Origin of the sequence: Citricoccus parietis (assembly GCF_042433045.1) — a bacterium.
Taxonomy (GTDB): domain Bacteria; phylum Actinomycetota; class Actinomycetes; order Actinomycetales; family Micrococcaceae; genus Citricoccus; species Citricoccus parietis.
The window spans coordinates 207247-224866 of the sequence record NZ_JBHLWH010000039.1 but is presented as its reverse complement, the minus strand read 5'-3'; the positions used below and the strand labels follow the sequence as shown (position 1 = coordinate 224866).

The window sequence follows — 17620 nt, the reverse complement described above, 5'->3', positions numbered from 1 at the left end:
TCTCGCCCTACGTGATCGAACTGATCTGCTCTGTCACCGTGGTACCGCTCCAGCCTGACACGTAGGGTCCGGGCGGATCGCGGTCTCCACGAGGTAGTCGTCAACGGCGCTCCACTGCTCACGTGAGGTCATGCGCCCAGACTAGGGGCCGGTTCAACCCGGAGACAGGGCGGGCTTCACGCTCGGCCCCACTCGCTCAGCGAGATCACATCAGGCGGCGGACGCTGATAGTATGGACGACGGCCCCTCACGTGGTGTCATCTCGCTGAACTCCCCCAGGACCGGAAGGTAGCAAGGGTAAGTGGGCTCTGGCAGGTGCGTGGGGGGTCTTTAATTTCCCTCCAGTTCCCACCCTTCCCGCCGCTGTGTGACCACCAGCCGCGCCACCTTCCCGGAGGTCCCGTGCCCGCAGGCCGCTACGCCCCCAGCCCGTCCGGCGCGCTGCATCTGGGCAACCTCCGCACCGCGATCCTGGCCTGGCTGTATGCCCGTCATTCGGACCGGACGTTCCTCCTCCGCATCGAGGATCTGGACCGCGTCCGCTCCGGCGCAGAGGCCCAGCAGATCGCCGATCTGGCGGCCATCGGCATCACCTGGGACGCCGAACCGGTCCGCCAGTCCGAGCGCATCCACCTCTACGAGGACTCTCTCACCGCACTGGGCGGGGCGGATGCCCTCGAAAACGGCCTCGTCTACGAGTGCTACTGCTCCCGCAAGGACATCGCCGAGGCCACGAGCGCCCCGCACCTCGCTCCCCAGCCAGCCCCTGACACCTCACATCCCGAACAGCACTCCACCCCCGGCCCCGCCCCGCAGCCGCCCGCGAAGGCCTCCGCCGGAACCGAATCCAGCGGCTCTGCGCCCCTCCTTCTGCCACCCGGTTCCTATCCCGGGACCTGCCGGAACCTCACCGAATCGGAACGCGAGCGCCGCCGCGCCGAACGGCCCGCGGCCCTGCGGATCAACGCCGCCCGCGCCGCCGGGCTGCCGGACGGCCAGGCCCCGGTCCACCGCATCACGGACCGGCTGAACGGGACGGTGGAGGCCGCCGTCGACGATTTCGTGCTGCGTCGCAATGACGGGGCGTTTGCCTACAACCTGGCGGTCGTCGTCGATGACCTGGCCCAGGGGGTGGACCAAGTGGTGCGCGGGGACGACCTGCTCTCCTCCACGCCGCGGCAGGACTGGCTGGCCCGGCTGCTGGCCGGGCGCACGGGCCGCCCCGCGCCGGAGACCGAGTACGTGCACGTCCCGCTGGTGCTGAATGCCGCCGGCCAGCGCCTGGCGAAACGGGACGGCGCCGTGACGCTGGCGGACCTGGCGGCCCTGCCGGCCAGCTCCGCACACGGAGACCAAGGGTCCGACGGCGGCTGGTCACCCCCGCGCGTCAGGGACCTGTTGCTGGACTCACTTGGCCTGCCGGCCGGCCCCCTGGACCGAGCGCTGACCCACTTCGATCCGGACGCCGTACCGGGCTCCCCCTGGACTCCGCGATTGCCTCCTCCACAGACCCCTGCCGGCCCTGCGGGGACCCCCGAAGAGAAGATAAGGTTCCATAGGTGACTACCGCCCTGTACCGCCGCTACCGTCCCGACTCCTTCGAGGACATCATTGGCCAGGAGCACGTCACCGTGCCGCTGATGACCGCCCTGTCCAAGGACCGGGTCAACCACGCCTACCTCTTCTCCGGTCCGCGCGGCTGCGGCAAGACGACCTCGGCCCGCGTCCTCGCGCGCTGCCTGAACTGTGCCGAGGGGCCCACCGGCCACCCGTGTGGGGTGTGCGACTCCTGCCGGGAACTGGCCACCGGCGGCTCGGGCGCCCTGGACGTCATCGAGATCGACGCGGCCTCGCACGGCGGCGTGGACGATGCCCGTGACCTGCGCGAACGCGCCACCTTCGCCCCCGTGCGGGACCGGTACAAGATCTTCATCATCGACGAGGCCCACATGGTCACCTCGGCTGGCTTCAACGCGCTGCTGAAGATCGTGGAGGAGCCCCCGCCCCACATCAAGTTCATCTTCGCCACCACGGAGCCGGACAAGGTGATCGGGACCATCCGCTCCCGCACGCACCACTACCCGTTCCGCCTGGTGCCGCCGGAGCCGCTCATGGAGTACCTCGAGCGGCTGTGCGTGCAGGAGAACATGGAGGTGGAGCCGGGCGTGCTGTCCCTGGTGGTCCGCTCCGGCGGCGGTTCCGTGCGTGACACCCTGTCCGTGCTCGACCAGCTCATGGCCGGGGCCGCCCAGGGTGCCATCGGCTACGACCTGGCCGTGAACCTGCTCGGCTACACCCCGGACGCCCTGCTGGACGACGTGGTCGACGCCGTGGCCGCCGCCGACTCCCAGACCGTCTTCCGCGTGGTCGACCGCGTGGTGCAGTCCGGCCAGGACCCCCGCCGCTTCGTGGAGGACCTGCTGGAGCGCTTCCGGGACCTGATCATCGTCAAGGCCATGCCGGATTCGGCGTCGGCCGTGCTGCACGGCATGCCCGAGGACCAGGTCCGCCGGCTCGAGGCGCAGTCCGCGCAGCTCGGGCACGGCGAGATCTCCCGCGCCGCGGACATCACCAACCAGGCGCTCACCGAGATGGTCGGCGCCACCAGCCCGCGCCTGCACCTCGAGCTGCTCATGGCCCGGCTGATGCTGCCCACCACGGATGCCACCGAGCGCGGCCTGGCCGCCCGCCTGGACCGGATCGAACGGCGGCTCGCCTATGGCGGCGCCCCGGACGTCCCTGAAGCACCCGCAACGCACGACGCCGGCCCCGCCACGCCCGGACGCCCCGCACCTTCCGCGCCGGTCACCTCTGGCGCACCCCGGACTGCGTCCGAGGACCCGAACCGCGGTTACTCCCCCGACGGTCACCAGCAGGCCCCGCAGGGTATTCCGGCCGGTGGACCTGGCGCCCCAGGCCTGTCCGGTGCGGCCCTGGCCCGGGCCGCGATGAAGCGAGGTGAGGCCGCCGATCAGTCGGCACCCCCAGCCCAGGACGTCAATGCGCCGCGCGCCGAGCAGCGAGTCGAGCAGCGTGCTGATCAGCACGTCGATCAGCGGGGTGAGCAGCACGTTGAGCAGCGGAGCGCCCCGGCCGACGATGAGTCCGCAGGTACCCCCGCCGCCCCACAGTCCATGCCTGCCGCCGACGCTCCGGCCCACACCACACGCCCGGCAACACCGGCAGGGCCGGCGGCAGAGTCCACTCCGGCAGCACCGCCGGCCACTCCTACTACGCAAGGGGGTTCCGCCTCGCAGGTGGAGATGATCCGCCGGGCGTGGCCGGAGATCCTCGGCTACTTGGAGGAGCACTCACGGCTCATCTGGATGCTGGTCTCCCAGAACGCCTCGGTGGCTGGTTTCGACGGTCAGCTGCTGACCGTCGGCTTCTCCGGCGACGGCCCCCGGGACACCGTCCAGCGTCGCGGCGGCGATCAGGTCATCTCCGAGGCGGTCCACTCGGTCCTCGGAATCCAGCCGCAGCTGGACCTCATCACCGGAGGGTCCGCGCCAGCGGGTGGTTCCAGCCCAAAAGCTGAGGGCCGCCCCGCACTGGCGGCCCCGCAGCCGGACGCACCGCAGTCGAACACCCCGCCGTCAGCCATACGCCCAGCCGTGCCGACGTCGACGACGCCTTCGTCGCCGGCCATGCCGCAGCCGTCTGCCCCGTCGCAACCGGACGCACCGCGGCCGGATTCCGCGTCTGCACCCGCAAACCCAGCATTTGCCGCGGTGACCGCCACCGAGTCTCCCGGCGAACCCGTAGCGGCCTCGTCCACCCATGCCAAGGCTGAGGCCGGCAATGTCCCTGACGCCGTGGTTGATGCGCCCGTCGGCGCGAGTAGCGACGCACATGTCGACGCCCCTCTCGAGGCGAATGTGGACGCCGGCAGCGAGGCCAACGCCGACGATGAGAGCTCCCTCGATCCCGTCGAGGAAGCCGCCACCGGTCCGGGGCACTCCTCCGAGCCGGAGGACTTGACCTCCGATGACGTTCCGGTCTCCGACTGGGATGGCTCCGGCGGACCGTATCCGTACGACGATGTCCCGCCGCCGCCTGACGACGACGAGCCCGAGCCAGAGGACGACGGCGGCTATGCACGCCAGTGGGGCGAAGATCCCACCCCGGCCCCAGTTCCGGCTCCAATGCCAGCTCCAATGCCAGCTCCGGCTCCGGCTCCGTTGCAGACTCCAGCTTCGGCGCCCGTTGCGGGTGGCATCCCGCGGCCCGAACCCACCGCTGCTCCGATCCCCCGTCCCACGCCCACCGCTGCTCCGATCCCCCGCCCGGAACCCGGCTTCGGCGGCATCCCGTCGTTCGCCAAGCCGGAGGCCGAGATGATGGCCGCGCGTGAGGCCACGCCGGTCAGCGCGCCTGCGCCGGCGGCGGAGACTCCCCACCATCGGCGGTCCAGCCGCTTCCAGCAGATGATGGAGGAGTACAACCAGTCTCAGGGCGGTGCACCCGCCGGGGGAACCGCAGGGGGAGGCGCCGGCCGGCCCGGGGCACCCGGGGTGGCGGGGCCGGCGTCGGGAACTTCCGACGGCAGCGGCGGTGCGACCGGGAACGGAGCACCGGGGTCCGTAAACTGGAGCGACGAGGTTCCCAGCGAGGACGACATCACCATTGAGGAATCCGGCATCGCCGGACGCAAGGTGGTCGAGCGACTGCTGGGCGGCCGCTTCATCGAGGAGCGCATGCTGGACGGGAGCCCCCTGTCCTGACGCGTCCTGAACCGATGCTCCCGGCCCCGCAGGAACCCTCCCCTCCGGCCCATCGGCCGGTCCAGCAACGCAGAAAGTGGTCGGTAGCGTGTACGAAGGTGCGGTCCAGGACCTGATCGACGAGCTCGGACGGCTGCCCGGCATCGGGCCGAAGTCAGCCCAACGCATCGCCTTCCACGTCCTGGAGGCCGATGCGGAGGACATGATGCGGTTGGCCGACGCGATCCGCACGGTCAAGGACAAGGTCAAGCACTGCAGCATCTGCTTCAACGTCTCTGAACAGGAGACGTGCTCCATCTGCCGGGACGAGCGGCGGGACCGCGCCCAGATCTGCGTGGTGGAGGAGTCCAAGGACGTCATGGCGATCGAGCGGACCCGCACCTTCCGCGGCCGGTACCACGTGCTCGGCGGCTCCATCAATCCGATCGCCGGCATCGGCCCGGACCAGCTGCACATCCGCGAGCTGCTGACTCGGTTGCAGGACGCCGAGATCGAAGAGGTCATCCTCGCGACCGATCCGAACCTCGAGGGTGAAGCGACCGCCACCTACCTGGCCCGGATGCTCGGCTCGACGGGCCTGAAGGTCACGCGCCTGGCCTCCGGACTACCGGTGGGCGGGGACCTCGAATACGCCGACGAGGTCACCCTCGGGCGGGCCTTCGAGGGCCGGCGCAACGTCGCCGGCTGACTCCGCACCCCTGGTCAGAGCAGCCGGTCAGGGCAGGCGGTTGAAGGAGAAATGTGAACCGTCGGCCTCACCGGAGACCGTGCTGAAGGGCTCCTGCAGACGTCCGAGCAGGCGGTCCACCGTCTGCCGGAAGTGCCCCGCCAAGATCTCCGAGGCGGCCTGGCCGTCGCCGTCCGAGAGTTGGCGCAGCAGCGTGCGGTGGACGTCGAGGATGTCCGTCCGCACCACATAGCCGTCCGTGTGCGAGAGCGCTGCGATGCGCGTCTGGATGATCAGCGTGGAGGCGAAGGACATCAGCCTCAGGTTGCCGGTGGCCTCGACCAGCCCGTAGTGCAGATCCAGGTCCGCGTCCCCGATCCGGCGCGCATCAGAGCCGTCCTCGAGCGCTGAGGCCAGCGCGGCCAGCAGATCCTCGGCCGAGGCGATGTGCCGACGCCGCTCCTCGGGATCCAGTGCGGCGATCTGGCGCACGGCGGCGCTCTCGATCGCCAGCCGGGCCTGGTAGAGGTCTTCGACCTGGTCCGCGCCGACGGTCACCACGCGCAGGCCTGCCCCGGGGCGGGCCACGAGCAGGCCCTCCTGGACCAGCCGCTGGGCCGATTCCCGCAGGGGGCCGCGGCTGACCCCGAGTTGGGAGGCCACCTCGGCCTCGCGTACGGAGGACCCCGGCCTCAGGGTGCCCCCGTAGATCGCGTTGCGCAGTTCCACGGCGATCAAGTCGACCGTCGAGGGACGGCGCACCGTGTTGACCAGAGGCCTGGTGACCGGTCCGTTCCGGCGGGCCGAACCCCGGTCCTGGGTCTGGTTCATGTGGCGGTTCCTTTCGACGCAACCACGATCATTCCATGCGACGAACCCCGATCATTCCACGCGAATCGTTACATTGTCGACATTCTTCAGGTCGACGATCCAATGGTGGCCCCGTTCACATTCTGCTAACGTCGGCCCCAGGTTGCCAGCGATTTCAGTGGCGTCGGACACAGTGTGGGGACGATCCCCGACCCTCTTGTGGCCGCTTCCGCGCATCGCCCAGACCACGACGCACCGCACCCAAGCACCGTCACGATTCGCATCACCGGCCCTCCCGCCGGCAGCCCGGGAGGTCCGGACAGCTGAGGAGCACGCCATGACCATCCAGCACCTGACCACCCTGACCTCTCCCACCGGCACGTCCCGCAAGCGCCGGCTCCTGCAGGGCGCCGGCCTGTTGGCCGCCTCGGCTCTGATGCTCACGGCCTGCGGTCGGGGTGACGGCGGTGCTGAGGGCGGTTCAGAGGGCGGCGAGGGCACCACCGCGGCCGAGGGCAACACCCTGGAGCGGCTCCAGGAAGAGGGCACCATCACCGTCGGCATCGCCGGCGAGGTCCCCTACTCCTACCTGGAGGGCGGCGAACCCGCCGGGGCCACCGTGGCCATGCACGAGAAGATCTTCGCGGACATGGGCATCGAGAACGTCGAGGCCGAACTGGTGGAGTGGAACTCCCTGATCCCGGGCCTGAACGCCGGCCGCTTCGATGCCGTCTCCGCCGGCATGTCCATCCTCCCGGACCGCTGCGCCCAGGCTGCCTTCTCCGATCCGGAGATCATGTACACCACCACCCTGATGGTCGCTGAGGGCAACCCCTTGGGCCTGACCGACCTGGACTCGGTCAAGGAGAAGATGGATGCCGGCGAGCGCGTGAACCTGGCCGTGCTGGCCGGTGGCATCGAGGCCGGCTACGCCGAGTCCCTCGGCCTGGACGTCCAGTCCGTCCCGGACGCCCAGACCGGCATGGACACCGTGGCCAACGGCCGCGCGGACGCCTTTGCCATGACCGCGATCTCCCTGAACACCCTGGCCGAGGAGAACCCGGATGCCGGCGTGGAGACCACCGACGCCTTCGTCCAGGTGATCGACGGCGTGGAGCAGATCGGCGCCGGCGGCACCGTGTTCCGCCAGGATGACACCGAGTTGCTGGAGGCCTACAACGAGGCGCTGGGCTCCGTCACCGAGTCGGAGGAGACCTACCTGGAGGTGGTGGGCGACTACGGCTTCACCGCTGAGAACCTCCCCCCGGAGGACCTGACCACCGAACAGCTGTGCGCAGGCGAACTGGGCTGATAGTCGGTGCAAGACAACCTCCAAGCCACAGCGGAGGCCTGGCCGTTCCTAGCCCAGGGACTGTGGGTGACCATCCAGCTCACCGTCATGGGTTCGGCACTGTCCCTCGTCCTCGCTGTTGTCCTCGGGCTGATGGCCGGGGCCTCCAACAAGGCACTGGCCATCCCCGGCCGGATCATCATCGAGTTCTTCCGCGGGACCTCCCTGGTGGTCCAGCTGTTCTTCATCTTCTTCGTCCTGCCCCAGTTCGGGGTCGAGTTGCCGGGCATGGTCGTGGGCGTGCTCGCCTTGGGCCTGAACTACGGGGCCTACTCCGCGGAGGTGGTGCGCGGCTCCATCGCCTCGGTTCCGCGAGGACAGTGGGAGGCCACCACCGCTTTGTCCATGTCTCCGGTCCACCGGATGCGGCGGGTGATCTTCCCGCAGGCCTGGGCCCTGATGATCCCGTCCCTGGCCAGCCTGATGGTCCACCTGCTCAAGGGCACGGCCATCGTCAGCGTCATCCTCCTGCGGGACTTCACGTTCTACCTGGACCAGCTCACCCGGCAGACGGACACGTTCTGGGCCTACGCCGCCGTCGGGCTGGTGGGGTACTTCCTCCTCGCCCTGATCCTGACGCTCTTCATGAATGCGTTGGAGGCCCGCGCCAAGCACCGGCTGGGCCGGGGCCCGTCCCTGCGTGAGGTCCTTTCGCCCACGCCCACCAACAAGAACTCACTGTCCACGGCGGGAGGTGGCATCTGATGGAGAACCAGCGCCAGCTCTGGAACTGGGACCTCGCCTTCGAGGCCCTGCCGGACATCCTCTTGGCATTCCTCCAAGTCACCCTGTTGGTGACCGTCGTCGCCACCCTGATCGCGGCCGCCCTCGGCCTGGTCTGGGCCATGATCATCCGACTGGCTCCGCAGCCGATCTCCGGGATCGTCAAGTGGGTCGTCAGCTTCATCCGCATGACCCCGATCGTCGTGCAGCTGCTGTTCGCCTACTACACGTTCCTGATGTTCGATTCGATCACCATCGGGATCGTGGTGTTCGGCATCCACTACTCGACGTACATGTCCGAGGTGTACCGCGCCGGCATCGATGCCGTGCCCCCGGGCCAATGGGAGGCCACCACGGCACTGTCCATGTCCACGCGCCGCACCTGGACCGCCGTCGTGATCCCCCAGGCCCTGCGCGCCACCGTGCCGGCCCTGGGCAACTACGCCATCTCCATGTTCAAGGACACGCCGTTCCTGCTGGTGATCGGTGTGGTGGAGATGGTCAACGCCGCCCAGATCTTCGGTGGAAACAACTTCCGCTACGTGGAGGCCATCACGCTGGCCGGCATCATCTTCCTGCTGGCCAGCTACCCCACGTCCGTCCTCGTCCGCCGATTGGAGAAGCGACTTGCCTACGCCTACTGACCCCGGTGCCACCGCCCCCGGTGACCGCGCCGGTGGTGCCACTGCGGCTGCCGCCGGCCACGCTACAAGGGGCACCGCCCCCATCATCGAGTTCCGGGACGTGGAGAAGCGCTTCGGTGACAACGTGGTGCTCAAGGACCTGAACTTCCACGTCAACAAGGGTGAGCGGGTGACCCTGATCGGCCCGTCCGGCTCCGGCAAGACCACCATCCTGCGGCTGGTCATGACCCTGGAGGAGGCCACGGACGGGATGATCCTCATCGACGGGCACCCCCTGACGCACCGGCTCGACGGTGGCAAGCGGGTCCGGCTCTCCAACAAGGAGATCAAGAAGACCCGCACCCGGATCGGCATGGTGTTCCAGCAGTTCAACCTGTTCCCGAACATGACCGTGCTGGAGAACATCACCGAGTCCCCCATCCACGTGCTGGGCCAGTCCAAGGACGAGGCCCGGGCCAAGGCCAGGGATCTGCTGCACAAGGTCGGACTGGATGACAAGGCGGACGCCCACCCCTCGTCCCTGTCCGGCGGTCAGCAGCAGCGCGTGGCCATCGCCCGCGCACTGGCGATGGACCCGGAGATCCTGCTGCTGGACGAGGTGACCTCCGCGCTGGACCCGGAGATCGTGGACGAGGTGCTCGGCATCCTGAGGAACATCGCGGACACCACGGACATCACCATGCTGATCGTCACCCACGAGATGCAGTTCGCCCGGGACGTCTCGGACCGGGTGCTGATGTTCGACGGCGGCGCGATCGTGGAGGACGCCGATCCGCACACCATGTTCACGGCCCCGACCCATGAGCGCACGAAGAAGTTCCTCCGTGCCGTCCTCGGCGAGGGCCAGATCGGCACCCGCTGACCCAGCACTGTCCGGCCTATCCCCATCGGTGGGGATAGGCCGGACAGTGCGTTAACGAGGAATTGGGAGGAACGACGCCGGCCGGTCACGCCACGCGGGTCCCGCGCGGCAGGCGGGCGGCCGGGGCCACCAGCCGCTGGCGTCCCCACGCGAACAGGGCAGCGGCCACCGCGACCTGGATGCCCAGTCCGAGCGGCCAGACCGGGGTGCCCTCGGAGTCCTCTCCCGGGCCTTGGTCCATCAGCTGGCCGTTGGCACACTCCACATTCGTCTCCGGAGGCTGCTGCAGGTAGCGCACCCCGGTGGAGATCGAGGTCATGATGCCATCGGGAGCCCAGGTCTCGGGGTCGTCGGGATCATACGGCGGCTTCTCCGGATGCGGCACGGCGTCCGCCACCACCACGAACGGATTGGCGGCCAGCATCCAGTAGGTGGACCGGGTGTCCAGGGTCTCCTGGGGGACCATCGGCCCGGCGCACCGCAGTGGTTCCCACTCCGCCGCGTCGTACTCGGTCTCGTCGTCGACGAGCGGCTGCTCGTCCGGGTACACCGCCTGGTTGGCCGGCACGGTGGTCATGGTCAACGGGGCGGTCAGGGCGAAGCCGATCAGCGTGCCCAGGGAGAACAGGGCCACCAGCAGGTAGGTGGCCACCACCGCGAACAGGGTCCTGGAGACGATGGCGGAGACCGCGGTGCCGAGGGCGCAGATGACCCCGAGCTCCACGGCCACCATCAGGACGAAGACCACGAGCCCCGGGACGTCCAGCCCGCCCAGCACCACGGCCAGGACGATGTACGGCAGGGCGGCCACGAGGAAACCGAGCGCGGCGATCCAGGCGGCCAGCCATTTGCCGGTGAGCAGCTGGCCCGGGGTGGCCAGGGTGACCTGGACGATCGCCAGGGTGCCACCCGCCCGGTCCCCGCTCACGGTGCTCGCGGACATGGCCGGGGCCACCAGCAGCCCGAAGAACAGCACGAAGCCGACCACGGCCTCGAACACGAAGCGGCCCGGGCCGAAGAACAGGTCATCGCCGGCCAGGGTGTTGTAGCTGGCCACCGAACCCCAGGTGACCAGGCCGATGACCACGAACCAGACGGCCAGCATGACGTACCAGCTGCGGGTGCGCAGCCGCTGGCGCAGCTCCATCTGGATGACGTTGCCGAGGGCCGCGCCCCAGCCGAGCCGCCCCTCCGATCGGACGGTCGGCTCCTGCGGCATGGTGTCCATCGTCATCACTGGATCCCCCTTCCGTCCGGGCGCATGCCCGGCCGTGGTGCGGCACCGGCCCGGCCGGAGTCGGGCTCGGGGAGCGACGCCGGCCCCTCCGCCGGGCGGCGACGGTCCAGTTCGAGGTAGGCGGCCTCCAGGCGCGAGGTGCCCGGGGTGAAGGACAGGACCCGGACGCCGTCGCCCACGAGGGTGGCGAGCATGTCAGCGGCCTCGCTGGCCGAGGCCACCTCCACGCTGACCGAGTCGCGGCGCTTGCCCTCGGTGCGGTAGGCGATGGAGTAGTGCTCCAGGGCCGCGTGCAGGGGCCCCGGATCGAGAGCGGTGATGAGGTAGCGGCCCCCGGCGGCGCCCTCCTGGCTGAGATCCTCGACCCGGACGGTGGCTCCGGCCTGGATGAAGACGGCCAGGTCCGCCATCTCGTCGAGCTCGGAGAGCACGTGGGAGGAGACCAGGATGGTCTTGCCCGCGGCGGCCATCTGCTTGAGGTCGTCCCGCAGCCGGATCCGGGAGCCCGGGTCCAGGCCGGAGGCGGGCTCGTCCAGCAGCAGCACCTGGGGATCGTGGAGGGTGGCTCGAGCCAGGGACAGCCGTTGCTGCTGCCCGCGGGAGAGCACCCGGGCCGGCTGGTCCGCCAGCATGGACAGCTCCTGCCACTCCAGCAGCTCCGCCGCGCGGGACCGCACCCGGTCCCGGTCCATCCCGTAGAACCGGCCCATGGTCACGAGGATCTCGCGGGCCGTCAGGGATTCCCACACTCCGAGTGTGTCCGGCATCCAGCCGGTGTTCCGCCGGACCGCGGCCGGGCGGACCAAGGGATCGAAGCCGGCGATCGTGACGAAGCCGGCGTCGGGCTTCAGCAGGGACGCCAGCACCAGCATGAGGGTGGTCTTCCCCGAGCCGTTGGGGCCCACCAGCGCTGTGATGGCCCCGGCCGGCGCCGTGAGGTCCACGCCCTGCAGGGCCTTGACGGGCCCGAAGCTGCGCGCCACCGAGTCCACGGTGATGCCCGGCGCCGCGTCCGGGGACGCAGGGACCTCACCGGAGTCGTCGGTAAGGGTGTCGGTAGTCATGGGCCCATCGTCCGGCACGGTCCATCCCACGGCAAGGACGGGCAGTCGGGATGGAATCCGGACCACGCGCGCAGAGCAGCCGGCCACCACGGCGGCGTTACCGTTCCGTGACTTCAGTGGTCATAGGTGGGAGCCGGACACCGCCTCCACCTAGACTGAACAGCAGTCCCTTTGCCAGTCCGCTGACAGCGGTACGTCAACCCACTCTGAGGTCCTTGCATGAGCCTGATCGTCCAGAAGTACGGCGGATCCTCCGTCGCTGATGCCGAAGGGATCCTGCGCGTGGCCAGACGCGTGGTGGAGACCCAGCAGGCCGGCCACCAGGTGGTGGTGGTGGTCTCCGCGATGGGTGACACCACCGATGAGCTGCTGGACCTCTCCGAGCAGATCAACGGGGAGCCACCGGCCCGGGAGATGGACATCCTGCTCTCCGCCGGCGAGCGCATCTCCATGTCCCTGCTGGCCATGGGCATCCACTCCCAGGGCGCCACCGCCCAGTCCTTCACCGGTTCCCAGGCCGGGATGTTCACGGACAACCTGCACGGAGACGCCCGGATCATCGACGTCTCCCCCGACCGCGTGAAGGACGCCGTGGACGCTGGCGACATCGCGATCGTGGCCGGCTTCCAGGGCATGAGCCGCGAGTCCCGGGACATCACCACCATGGGCCGCGGCGGCTCGGACACCACGGCCGTGGCGCTGGCCGCCGCCCTGAATGCGGACGTCTGCGAGATCTACTCGGACGTGGACGGCGTCTACACCGCTGACCCGCGCGTGGTCCCCTCGGCGCGGAAGATCGACGAGATCTCCTCCGAGGACATGCTGGAGATGTCCGCGGCCGGCTCCAAGATCCTGCACCTGCGCTGTGTGGAGTACGCCCGCCGCTTCGGCGTGCTGCTGCACGTGCGCTCCTCCTTCTCCCACAACGAAGGCACCTGGGTGCGTCCCAATCCTGACGACACCATCAAACTTGAGGAAGGCGAACCCATGGAACAGCCGATCGTTGCCGGCGTGGCCCACGACCGCTCCGAGGCCAAAGTCACCGTCTACGGCGTCCCGGACTTCCCGGGCAAGGCCGCTGAGGTGTTCAACGTGGTCGCCACGGCCGGCGTGAACATCGACATGATCGTGCAGAACGTCCCCCGGGTGGAGACCGGACGCACGGACATCTCCTTCACCCTGCCGATCACCGACGGCAAGACGGCCATGGAGGCCCTGGACGCCGCCCGGGAGGAGATCGGCTTCGAAGACGCCATCCTCAACCCGCACGTCGGCAAGCTCTCCGTGATCGGCGGCGGCATGCGCTCCAACCCGGGCGTCTCCGCCACGTTCTTCGACGCCCTGAAGCAGGCCGGCGTGAACATCGAGATGATCACCACCTCGGAGATCCGCATCTCCATCATCACCCGCGAGGACATGCTGGACACCGCCGTGCGCGCCGTCCACCAGGCCTTCGGCCTCGACGCGGATGAGGAAGCCACCGTCTACGGCGGCACCGGCCGCTGAATCGGAAGCAGACCCAACAACACACCAGGCCCGACGCCGACCGCGCACCTCGCGCGGCCGGCGTCGGGCTTCGGCTGTGTGTCCTTCCGGCGCGCGGTGCGGGGGCCGGGTGTGTGCGAGGCGGTGCGGGTCGCCTACTCGGCGGTGACCACCCCGTGGGTGCGGTACAGCCACGCGGCCGACTCACCACGGGTCACTGCGCGATCCGGGCGGAACGTCCCGTCAGTATGGCCCACGGCGATCCCCTCCATCGTCAGCCAGGCGATGGCCTTGGCATGGCGGTGGGATGGCGGCACGTCCGAGTATCCGGAGCGAGCCCCCTTCACGGAGTTGGGGCCCAGGGCCCGGTACAGGAAGGTCGCGAGCTCTCCCCGGGTGACCGAACCGGAGGGGCGGAATGTCCCGTCCTTGTGGCCCCCGACGATCCGCTGGGCGCTGGCCCAGGAGATGGCATCGTAGTTGGGGTGGTCCTTGCCCACGTCGGAGAACTTCGCCGGCTTCGACTCCTTCTCCGGGTCCACGTACCGGTAGAGGAACTCCATGGCCGCACCGCGCGTCAGGTTCTCCGACTTGCCGTAGCTGCCGTCACCGCGCCCCACGCTGATCCCGGAGCACTGCATCCAGCGCACCGGCTCGTAGTACGGGGAGCCGGACGTGTTGTCCGAGAAGTCCGCCGCCTCGCACTCCGTGGGGTCAGTGGGATCGGTCGGGCCCTCGCCCTCCGCCACCGTGACGGTGACGGCGGTCCGGGTGCCGGCGGCCCACTCGACCGTGCCCTTCCAGGTTCCCGGGGCCAGCCCGGACCACTCGAGGCTGACCGGGGTCGGCTGACCGGTCTCCACCACGAGGGGGTCAGGGGACACGGTCAGGTTCCCCGCATCACCGGCCAGGACCACGGCCTCCATGCTCGCCGGAACCTCCGCGCTCTCCGGGGAGGAGTAGAGGTTGGAGATCGCGTAGTAGGTTCCCGGGGCCGGGTCGGCCAGGACCAGCTGCTCGGACCCGGACCCCGTGGCCTCCTGGATCACGCCGCCGTCCGGGGTCACCACGAACAGGTCCCAGTCGGAGGCGGTGTCCCCCGCGTTCAGCGACCACGTCACGGACGTGGCCCCCTCCGGGACCACTGTCTCCATCAGGTGGTTCGAATCGTCCTCCCCGCCGAACAACCCGCCAGGGATCTTGGCGAACTCCTCCACGGTGGCCGGGCCGAGTCCGTCGATCGTCGGATCCAGGGTGCCGGTGACACCCGGGGTGATCTCCGCGTCGGCCGATCCGCTCGACCCCTCACCGGTGATGATCTCCGGTGCGGCGACGTCCACCGCCCGGACGGCGACCGGGGAGGTCACGTCCGTGGCTCCAGGGCGGGCCCACGTGAACGAGCCCTGGGACCATTCCTCGGCCGGGGCGTTCGTGCGGGTCAGGGTGATCTCCACGGTGGCCGATTCGCCGGCCGTCAGGGACAGCGTCGAGGGTGAGGCGGTCACCTCGTACCCGGGCACGGAGCCCTCGGCGACCCAGGTCCCGGTCTCGGTGGCGGTCACGGTGCGCGTGACGGTGGCCGAGCCCAGGAGGTCGTTGACGGCGATCGAGGCGACGTTGACGTCCCGGCCGGCGATCTGCCCCAGGACGAGTGCATCCCACTGGCGGGCGTCGGACTCGTAGACGAGGCCCGGTGCCACCATCTCCACAGGGTCGGCGGATCCGGCGCCGGTGGAGAAGTTGTCCGGACTCGCCGCTCCGTCAGCGTCCACCACGTCACCGGCGGAGGTCATCATGGCGGACTTCACGGCCATCGGAGACCAGTCCGGATACTTGGCGCTCATCAGGGCTGCCATTCCGGCGAGGTTGGGCGCCGCCATGGACGTACCGGACATGAGCCCGTAGGAATCCCCCTTGTACATCGGGTCCAGCGGGGAGACACCGGCCAGGACGTTGACGCCCGGAGCCGTGATGTCCGGCTTGAGCATCTCGGAGTCCACCGCGGTGGAGGGGCCCCGCGAGGAGAACCCGGCGATCTGCGGCACGGGGACGGGGTCCAGACCGGTGGTGTCCCCGACCACGAGGGTCGCCGTCTGATCCGTAGAGGCCACGAGCTCCTTGATGGACTCGTCCGAGGTGTGCACGGTGGGCACGGCATGCAGGTCCGCGTCCTCGGAGCCACCGCCGATGTTCACCAGCACCATACCCACGCCACCAGCCCGGTCCACTTCGGCGGACTTGGCGACCCGGTCGTAAACGCCGCGGTCACAGACCACGATCTTGCCCTCGGCAAGGGCCGGGTCCAAGGAGCCGGGGGCGCAGAGATCGATGTCCTCCGCACCGGCCAGACCGACCTCGCTGGCCAGGACGATCTCGGCCGGGCCCACCCCCTCTGTCATGGAGGAGACACCGCGGAACGCCGAGCCGTCCGGGAACTCGACGGTCCCCGTGAGTTCATTGGAGAACGTGGACGCGGCCACAGAGGTCACCCACGGGGCGGAGTGGTTGACGGTCTGGGCCGCGGGGCCGGAGTTGCCGGCCGAGGTCGAGACGAAGATGCCGGCCTCGGCGGCCGACTTGAAGGCCAGCGCGACCGGGTCCGCCACCGAGTCGTTGTTACCCGAGATCGAGTAGTTCAGCACGTCCACGCCGTCGATGATGGCCTGTTCGATCGCCGAGACGGAGGCCGTGGAATAGCAGCCGCCGGTATCCGGATCGGTGTCCTCCCAGCAGATCTTGTAGACGGAGACCTTGGACTCGGGGGCCACACCGGAGCCCTCGCCGTAGGACGCGCCGCCGTTCATCACCTGGTCCACGCCGTGGTTCCCGGCGGCGGTGGTGGCGGTGTGCGTACCGTGCGAGGAGATGTCGATCGGGGAGAGCCGCTCGTTCGGATCGCGGTCCCCCTCCGGGACGAAGGTCTCGAACTCCTCCGAGTAATAGCGGGCCGAGAGCACCTTGGAGTTGCACTCGTCTCCGGTGAAGTCCTCGCCGGCCTCGCAGTCACCACGGAACGTGGTGCCGTCTGCCTTGAGCATGGCGATGTCCCCGGCATCGGTGCGGTACGGCTCGCCGACCTGCGGGTCACCGGCCAGCGGCTCGACCGGCTCTCCGGCCAGCATCGCCTGGTCCGGGAAGTAGCCGGTGTCGATCACCCCGACCACCACGCCCTTGCCGGCGTCCTCGACGCCGCCGAACTGGTTGTTCCAGCCTCCGCGGGAGCCCGGCAGGCCGAGGAACTCGGTGGACGAGTAGTCGGGCGCGAATTCCTCGACCTCCGTGACACCCAGTACCCGCTCATCCTTGGACAGCTCCCGGGCCTGCTCGGCCGTGAGCTCTGAGACGAAGGCGTTCAGCGCCGTGGTGAAATGGCGTTCCACGGGCAGCCGCTCGGCATCGGTAGCCGCGGAGTCTGCGGAGACCGAGGCGGCCACCTCGAGCTGCTGGGCCGTCAGATGCCGGTCGTATTTCTTCACGGCCTCCGAGTCAGCGTCCACGCCGCCCTGGCGGGACATGGTCCCGCTCAAGCCGTCCGTCCCGCCCCGATAGGTGGCCGCGGGCTCTTCCTTCAGGATGACGAAGTAGCGGCCGTCCCGGTAGTCGGCGCCAGACTGCAGAGCCTGGTCGATGGACGATTCCGGACCACCGGACGCAGGGGCCGCGACGGCCGGCAGTGCCGTGAACGGCGCAGCCAGCAATCCGATCCCCGCCAATGTGGCGGTCAGTGCCCGGCGTCGCCGGGCCGTTGTGGGGTTCTTGGACATGAACCTCGCCTCTCCTCACAAGGTGCGAGCCGGGCACGGTTGTGCTCGGCGAGTGATCTCCGTGGCCGCTGTGGACGGCCACCGCGACGCTCGGTCGGTCAGGACGCGAGGCGGCACGGAAACCCAGTGAGAACGGCGCGTGTGACGACAACCACAAAGGCGGGATGGACGGAAACCTACCCGAGCCGCGCAACGAGCGGAAGTCCCGAAACAGATCTTTTACACGGACGCGGCATTCCGCCCCACCACCCTCCCCCCCGTATGCTCTACGCCCTTCAGGACCGTACGC

At 69.5% G+C, this 17620-nt stretch carries 12 protein-coding genes and 1 other RNA gene; 9 read left to right on the top strand and 4 right to left on the bottom strand.

The annotated features are described in order from the left end of the window. Nucleotides 1-238: 238 nt before the first annotated feature. The 4 genes from ffs (at nucleotide 239) to recR (ending at nucleotide 5412) form a co-directional block, all read left to right on the top strand. An RNA gene (gene ffs / locus ACFFIO_RS14070) (signal recognition particle sRNA small type) lies at nucleotides 239-335 on the top strand. Between the two features lie 67 nt (nucleotides 336-402). Beyond that, nucleotides 403-1563 (top strand): tRNA glutamyl-Q(34) synthetase GluQRS, encoded by a 1161-nt coding sequence (gene gluQRS / locus ACFFIO_RS14065; protein WP_378042728.1) that lies wholly within the window; start codon nucleotides 403-405, stop codon nucleotides 1561-1563. Beyond that, on the top strand, nucleotides 1560-4724 hold the full coding sequence (locus ACFFIO_RS14060) for a DNA polymerase III subunit gamma and tau (protein WP_378042726.1): 3165 nt from the start codon (nucleotides 1560-1562) through the stop codon (nucleotides 4722-4724). The genes gluQRS and ACFFIO_RS14060 overlap by 4 nt, the downstream gene beginning before the upstream one ends. Before the next feature lie 88 nt (nucleotides 4725-4812). Beyond that, nucleotides 4813-5412 carry a recombination mediator RecR gene (gene recR / locus ACFFIO_RS14055; protein ID WP_159553888.1) on the top strand — a complete coding sequence of 200 codons (600 nt, stop codon included), beginning with the start codon at nucleotides 4813-4815 and terminating at the stop codon, nucleotides 5410-5412. A 27-nt stretch (nucleotides 5413-5439) separates the two neighbouring features. On the opposite strand, the gene ACFFIO_RS14050 is transcribed toward recR, so the two are convergent. Continuing rightward, nucleotides 5440-6222 (bottom strand): GntR family transcriptional regulator, encoded by a 783-nt coding sequence (locus ACFFIO_RS14050; protein WP_378042725.1) that lies wholly within the window; start codon nucleotides 6220-6222, stop codon nucleotides 5440-5442. 316 nt (nucleotides 6223-6538) lie between these two features. Between ACFFIO_RS14050 and ehuB the strand changes: the two genes are divergently transcribed. The 4 genes from ehuB to ACFFIO_RS14030 are packed head-to-tail and all read left to right on the top strand — an operon-like array spanning nucleotide 6539 to nucleotide 9781. Beyond that, complete coding sequence (gene ehuB / locus ACFFIO_RS14045; RefSeq protein ID WP_378042724.1) at nucleotides 6539-7513, top strand: ectoine/hydroxyectoine ABC transporter substrate-binding protein EhuB; 975 nt, start codon at nucleotides 6539-6541, stop codon at nucleotides 7511-7513. Nucleotides 7514-7519: 6 nt separating this feature from the next. Next, nucleotides 7520-8257, top strand: a complete 738-nt coding sequence (locus tag ACFFIO_RS14040; protein WP_378042722.1) for an amino acid ABC transporter permease — start codon at nucleotides 7520-7522, stop codon at nucleotides 8255-8257. Then, complete coding sequence (gene ehuD / locus ACFFIO_RS14035; protein WP_378042721.1) at nucleotides 8257-8919, top strand: ectoine/hydroxyectoine ABC transporter permease subunit EhuD; 663 nt, start codon at nucleotides 8257-8259, stop codon at nucleotides 8917-8919. Before ACFFIO_RS14040 ends, ehuD begins: the two co-directional genes overlap by 1 nt. Continuing rightward, nucleotides 8903-9781, top strand: coding sequence for an amino acid ABC transporter ATP-binding protein (locus ACFFIO_RS14030; protein WP_378042719.1), 879 nt, complete (start codon nucleotides 8903-8905; stop codon nucleotides 9779-9781). The genes ehuD and ACFFIO_RS14030 overlap by 17 nt, the downstream gene beginning before the upstream one ends. A gap of 85 nt (nucleotides 9782-9866) precedes the next feature. Here ACFFIO_RS14030 and ACFFIO_RS14025 read toward each other — a convergent pair whose 3' ends face one another. Further along, a complete protein-coding gene (locus ACFFIO_RS14025) occupies nucleotides 9867-11015 on the bottom strand; it encodes an ABC transporter permease (RefSeq protein ID WP_378042717.1) in 1149 nt (382 codons plus the stop codon). Then, entirely contained in the window at nucleotides 11015-12082 is a 1068-nt protein-coding gene (locus ACFFIO_RS14020) for an ABC transporter ATP-binding protein (RefSeq protein ID WP_378042715.1), read from the bottom strand. Before ACFFIO_RS14020 ends, ACFFIO_RS14025 begins: the two co-directional genes overlap by 1 nt. Nucleotides 12083-12301: 219 nt before the next feature. Between ACFFIO_RS14020 and ACFFIO_RS14015 the strand changes: the two genes are divergently transcribed. Then, nucleotides 12302-13588, top strand: coding sequence for an aspartate kinase (locus ACFFIO_RS14015; protein ID WP_378042714.1), 1287 nt, complete (start codon nucleotides 12302-12304; stop codon nucleotides 13586-13588). Between the two features lie 134 nt (nucleotides 13589-13722). Here ACFFIO_RS14015 and ACFFIO_RS14010 read toward each other — a convergent pair whose 3' ends face one another. Next, nucleotides 13723-17331, bottom strand: coding sequence for a S8 family serine peptidase (locus tag ACFFIO_RS14010; RefSeq protein WP_378042712.1), 3609 nt, complete (start codon nucleotides 17329-17331; stop codon nucleotides 13723-13725). Nucleotides 17332-17620 lie beyond the last annotated feature (289 nt).

Coding starts and splice junctions, on each gene's coding strand:
- ACFFIO_RS14025 (WP_378042717.1), bottom strand. CDS start 11,015: ATGACGATGGACACCATGCCGCAGGAGCCGACCGTCCGATCGGAGGGG.
- ehuD (WP_378042721.1), top strand. CDS start 8,257: ATGGAGAACCAGCGCCAGCTCTGGAACTGGGACCTCGCCTTCGAGGCC.
- ACFFIO_RS14010 (WP_378042712.1), bottom strand. CDS start 17,331: ATGTCCAAGAACCCCACAACGGCCCGGCGACGCCGGGCACTGACCGCC.
- ACFFIO_RS14050 (WP_378042725.1), bottom strand. CDS start 6,222: ATGAACCAGACCCAGGACCGGGGTTCGGCCCGCCGGAACGGACCGGTC.
- ACFFIO_RS14015 (WP_378042714.1), top strand. CDS start 12,302: ATGAGCCTGATCGTCCAGAAGTACGGCGGATCCTCCGTCGCTGATGCC.
- ACFFIO_RS14020 (WP_378042715.1), bottom strand. CDS start 12,082: ATGACTACCGACACCCTTACCGACGACTCCGGTGAGGTCCCTGCGTCC.
- ehuB (WP_378042724.1), top strand. CDS start 6,539: ATGACCATCCAGCACCTGACCACCCTGACCTCTCCCACCGGCACGTCC.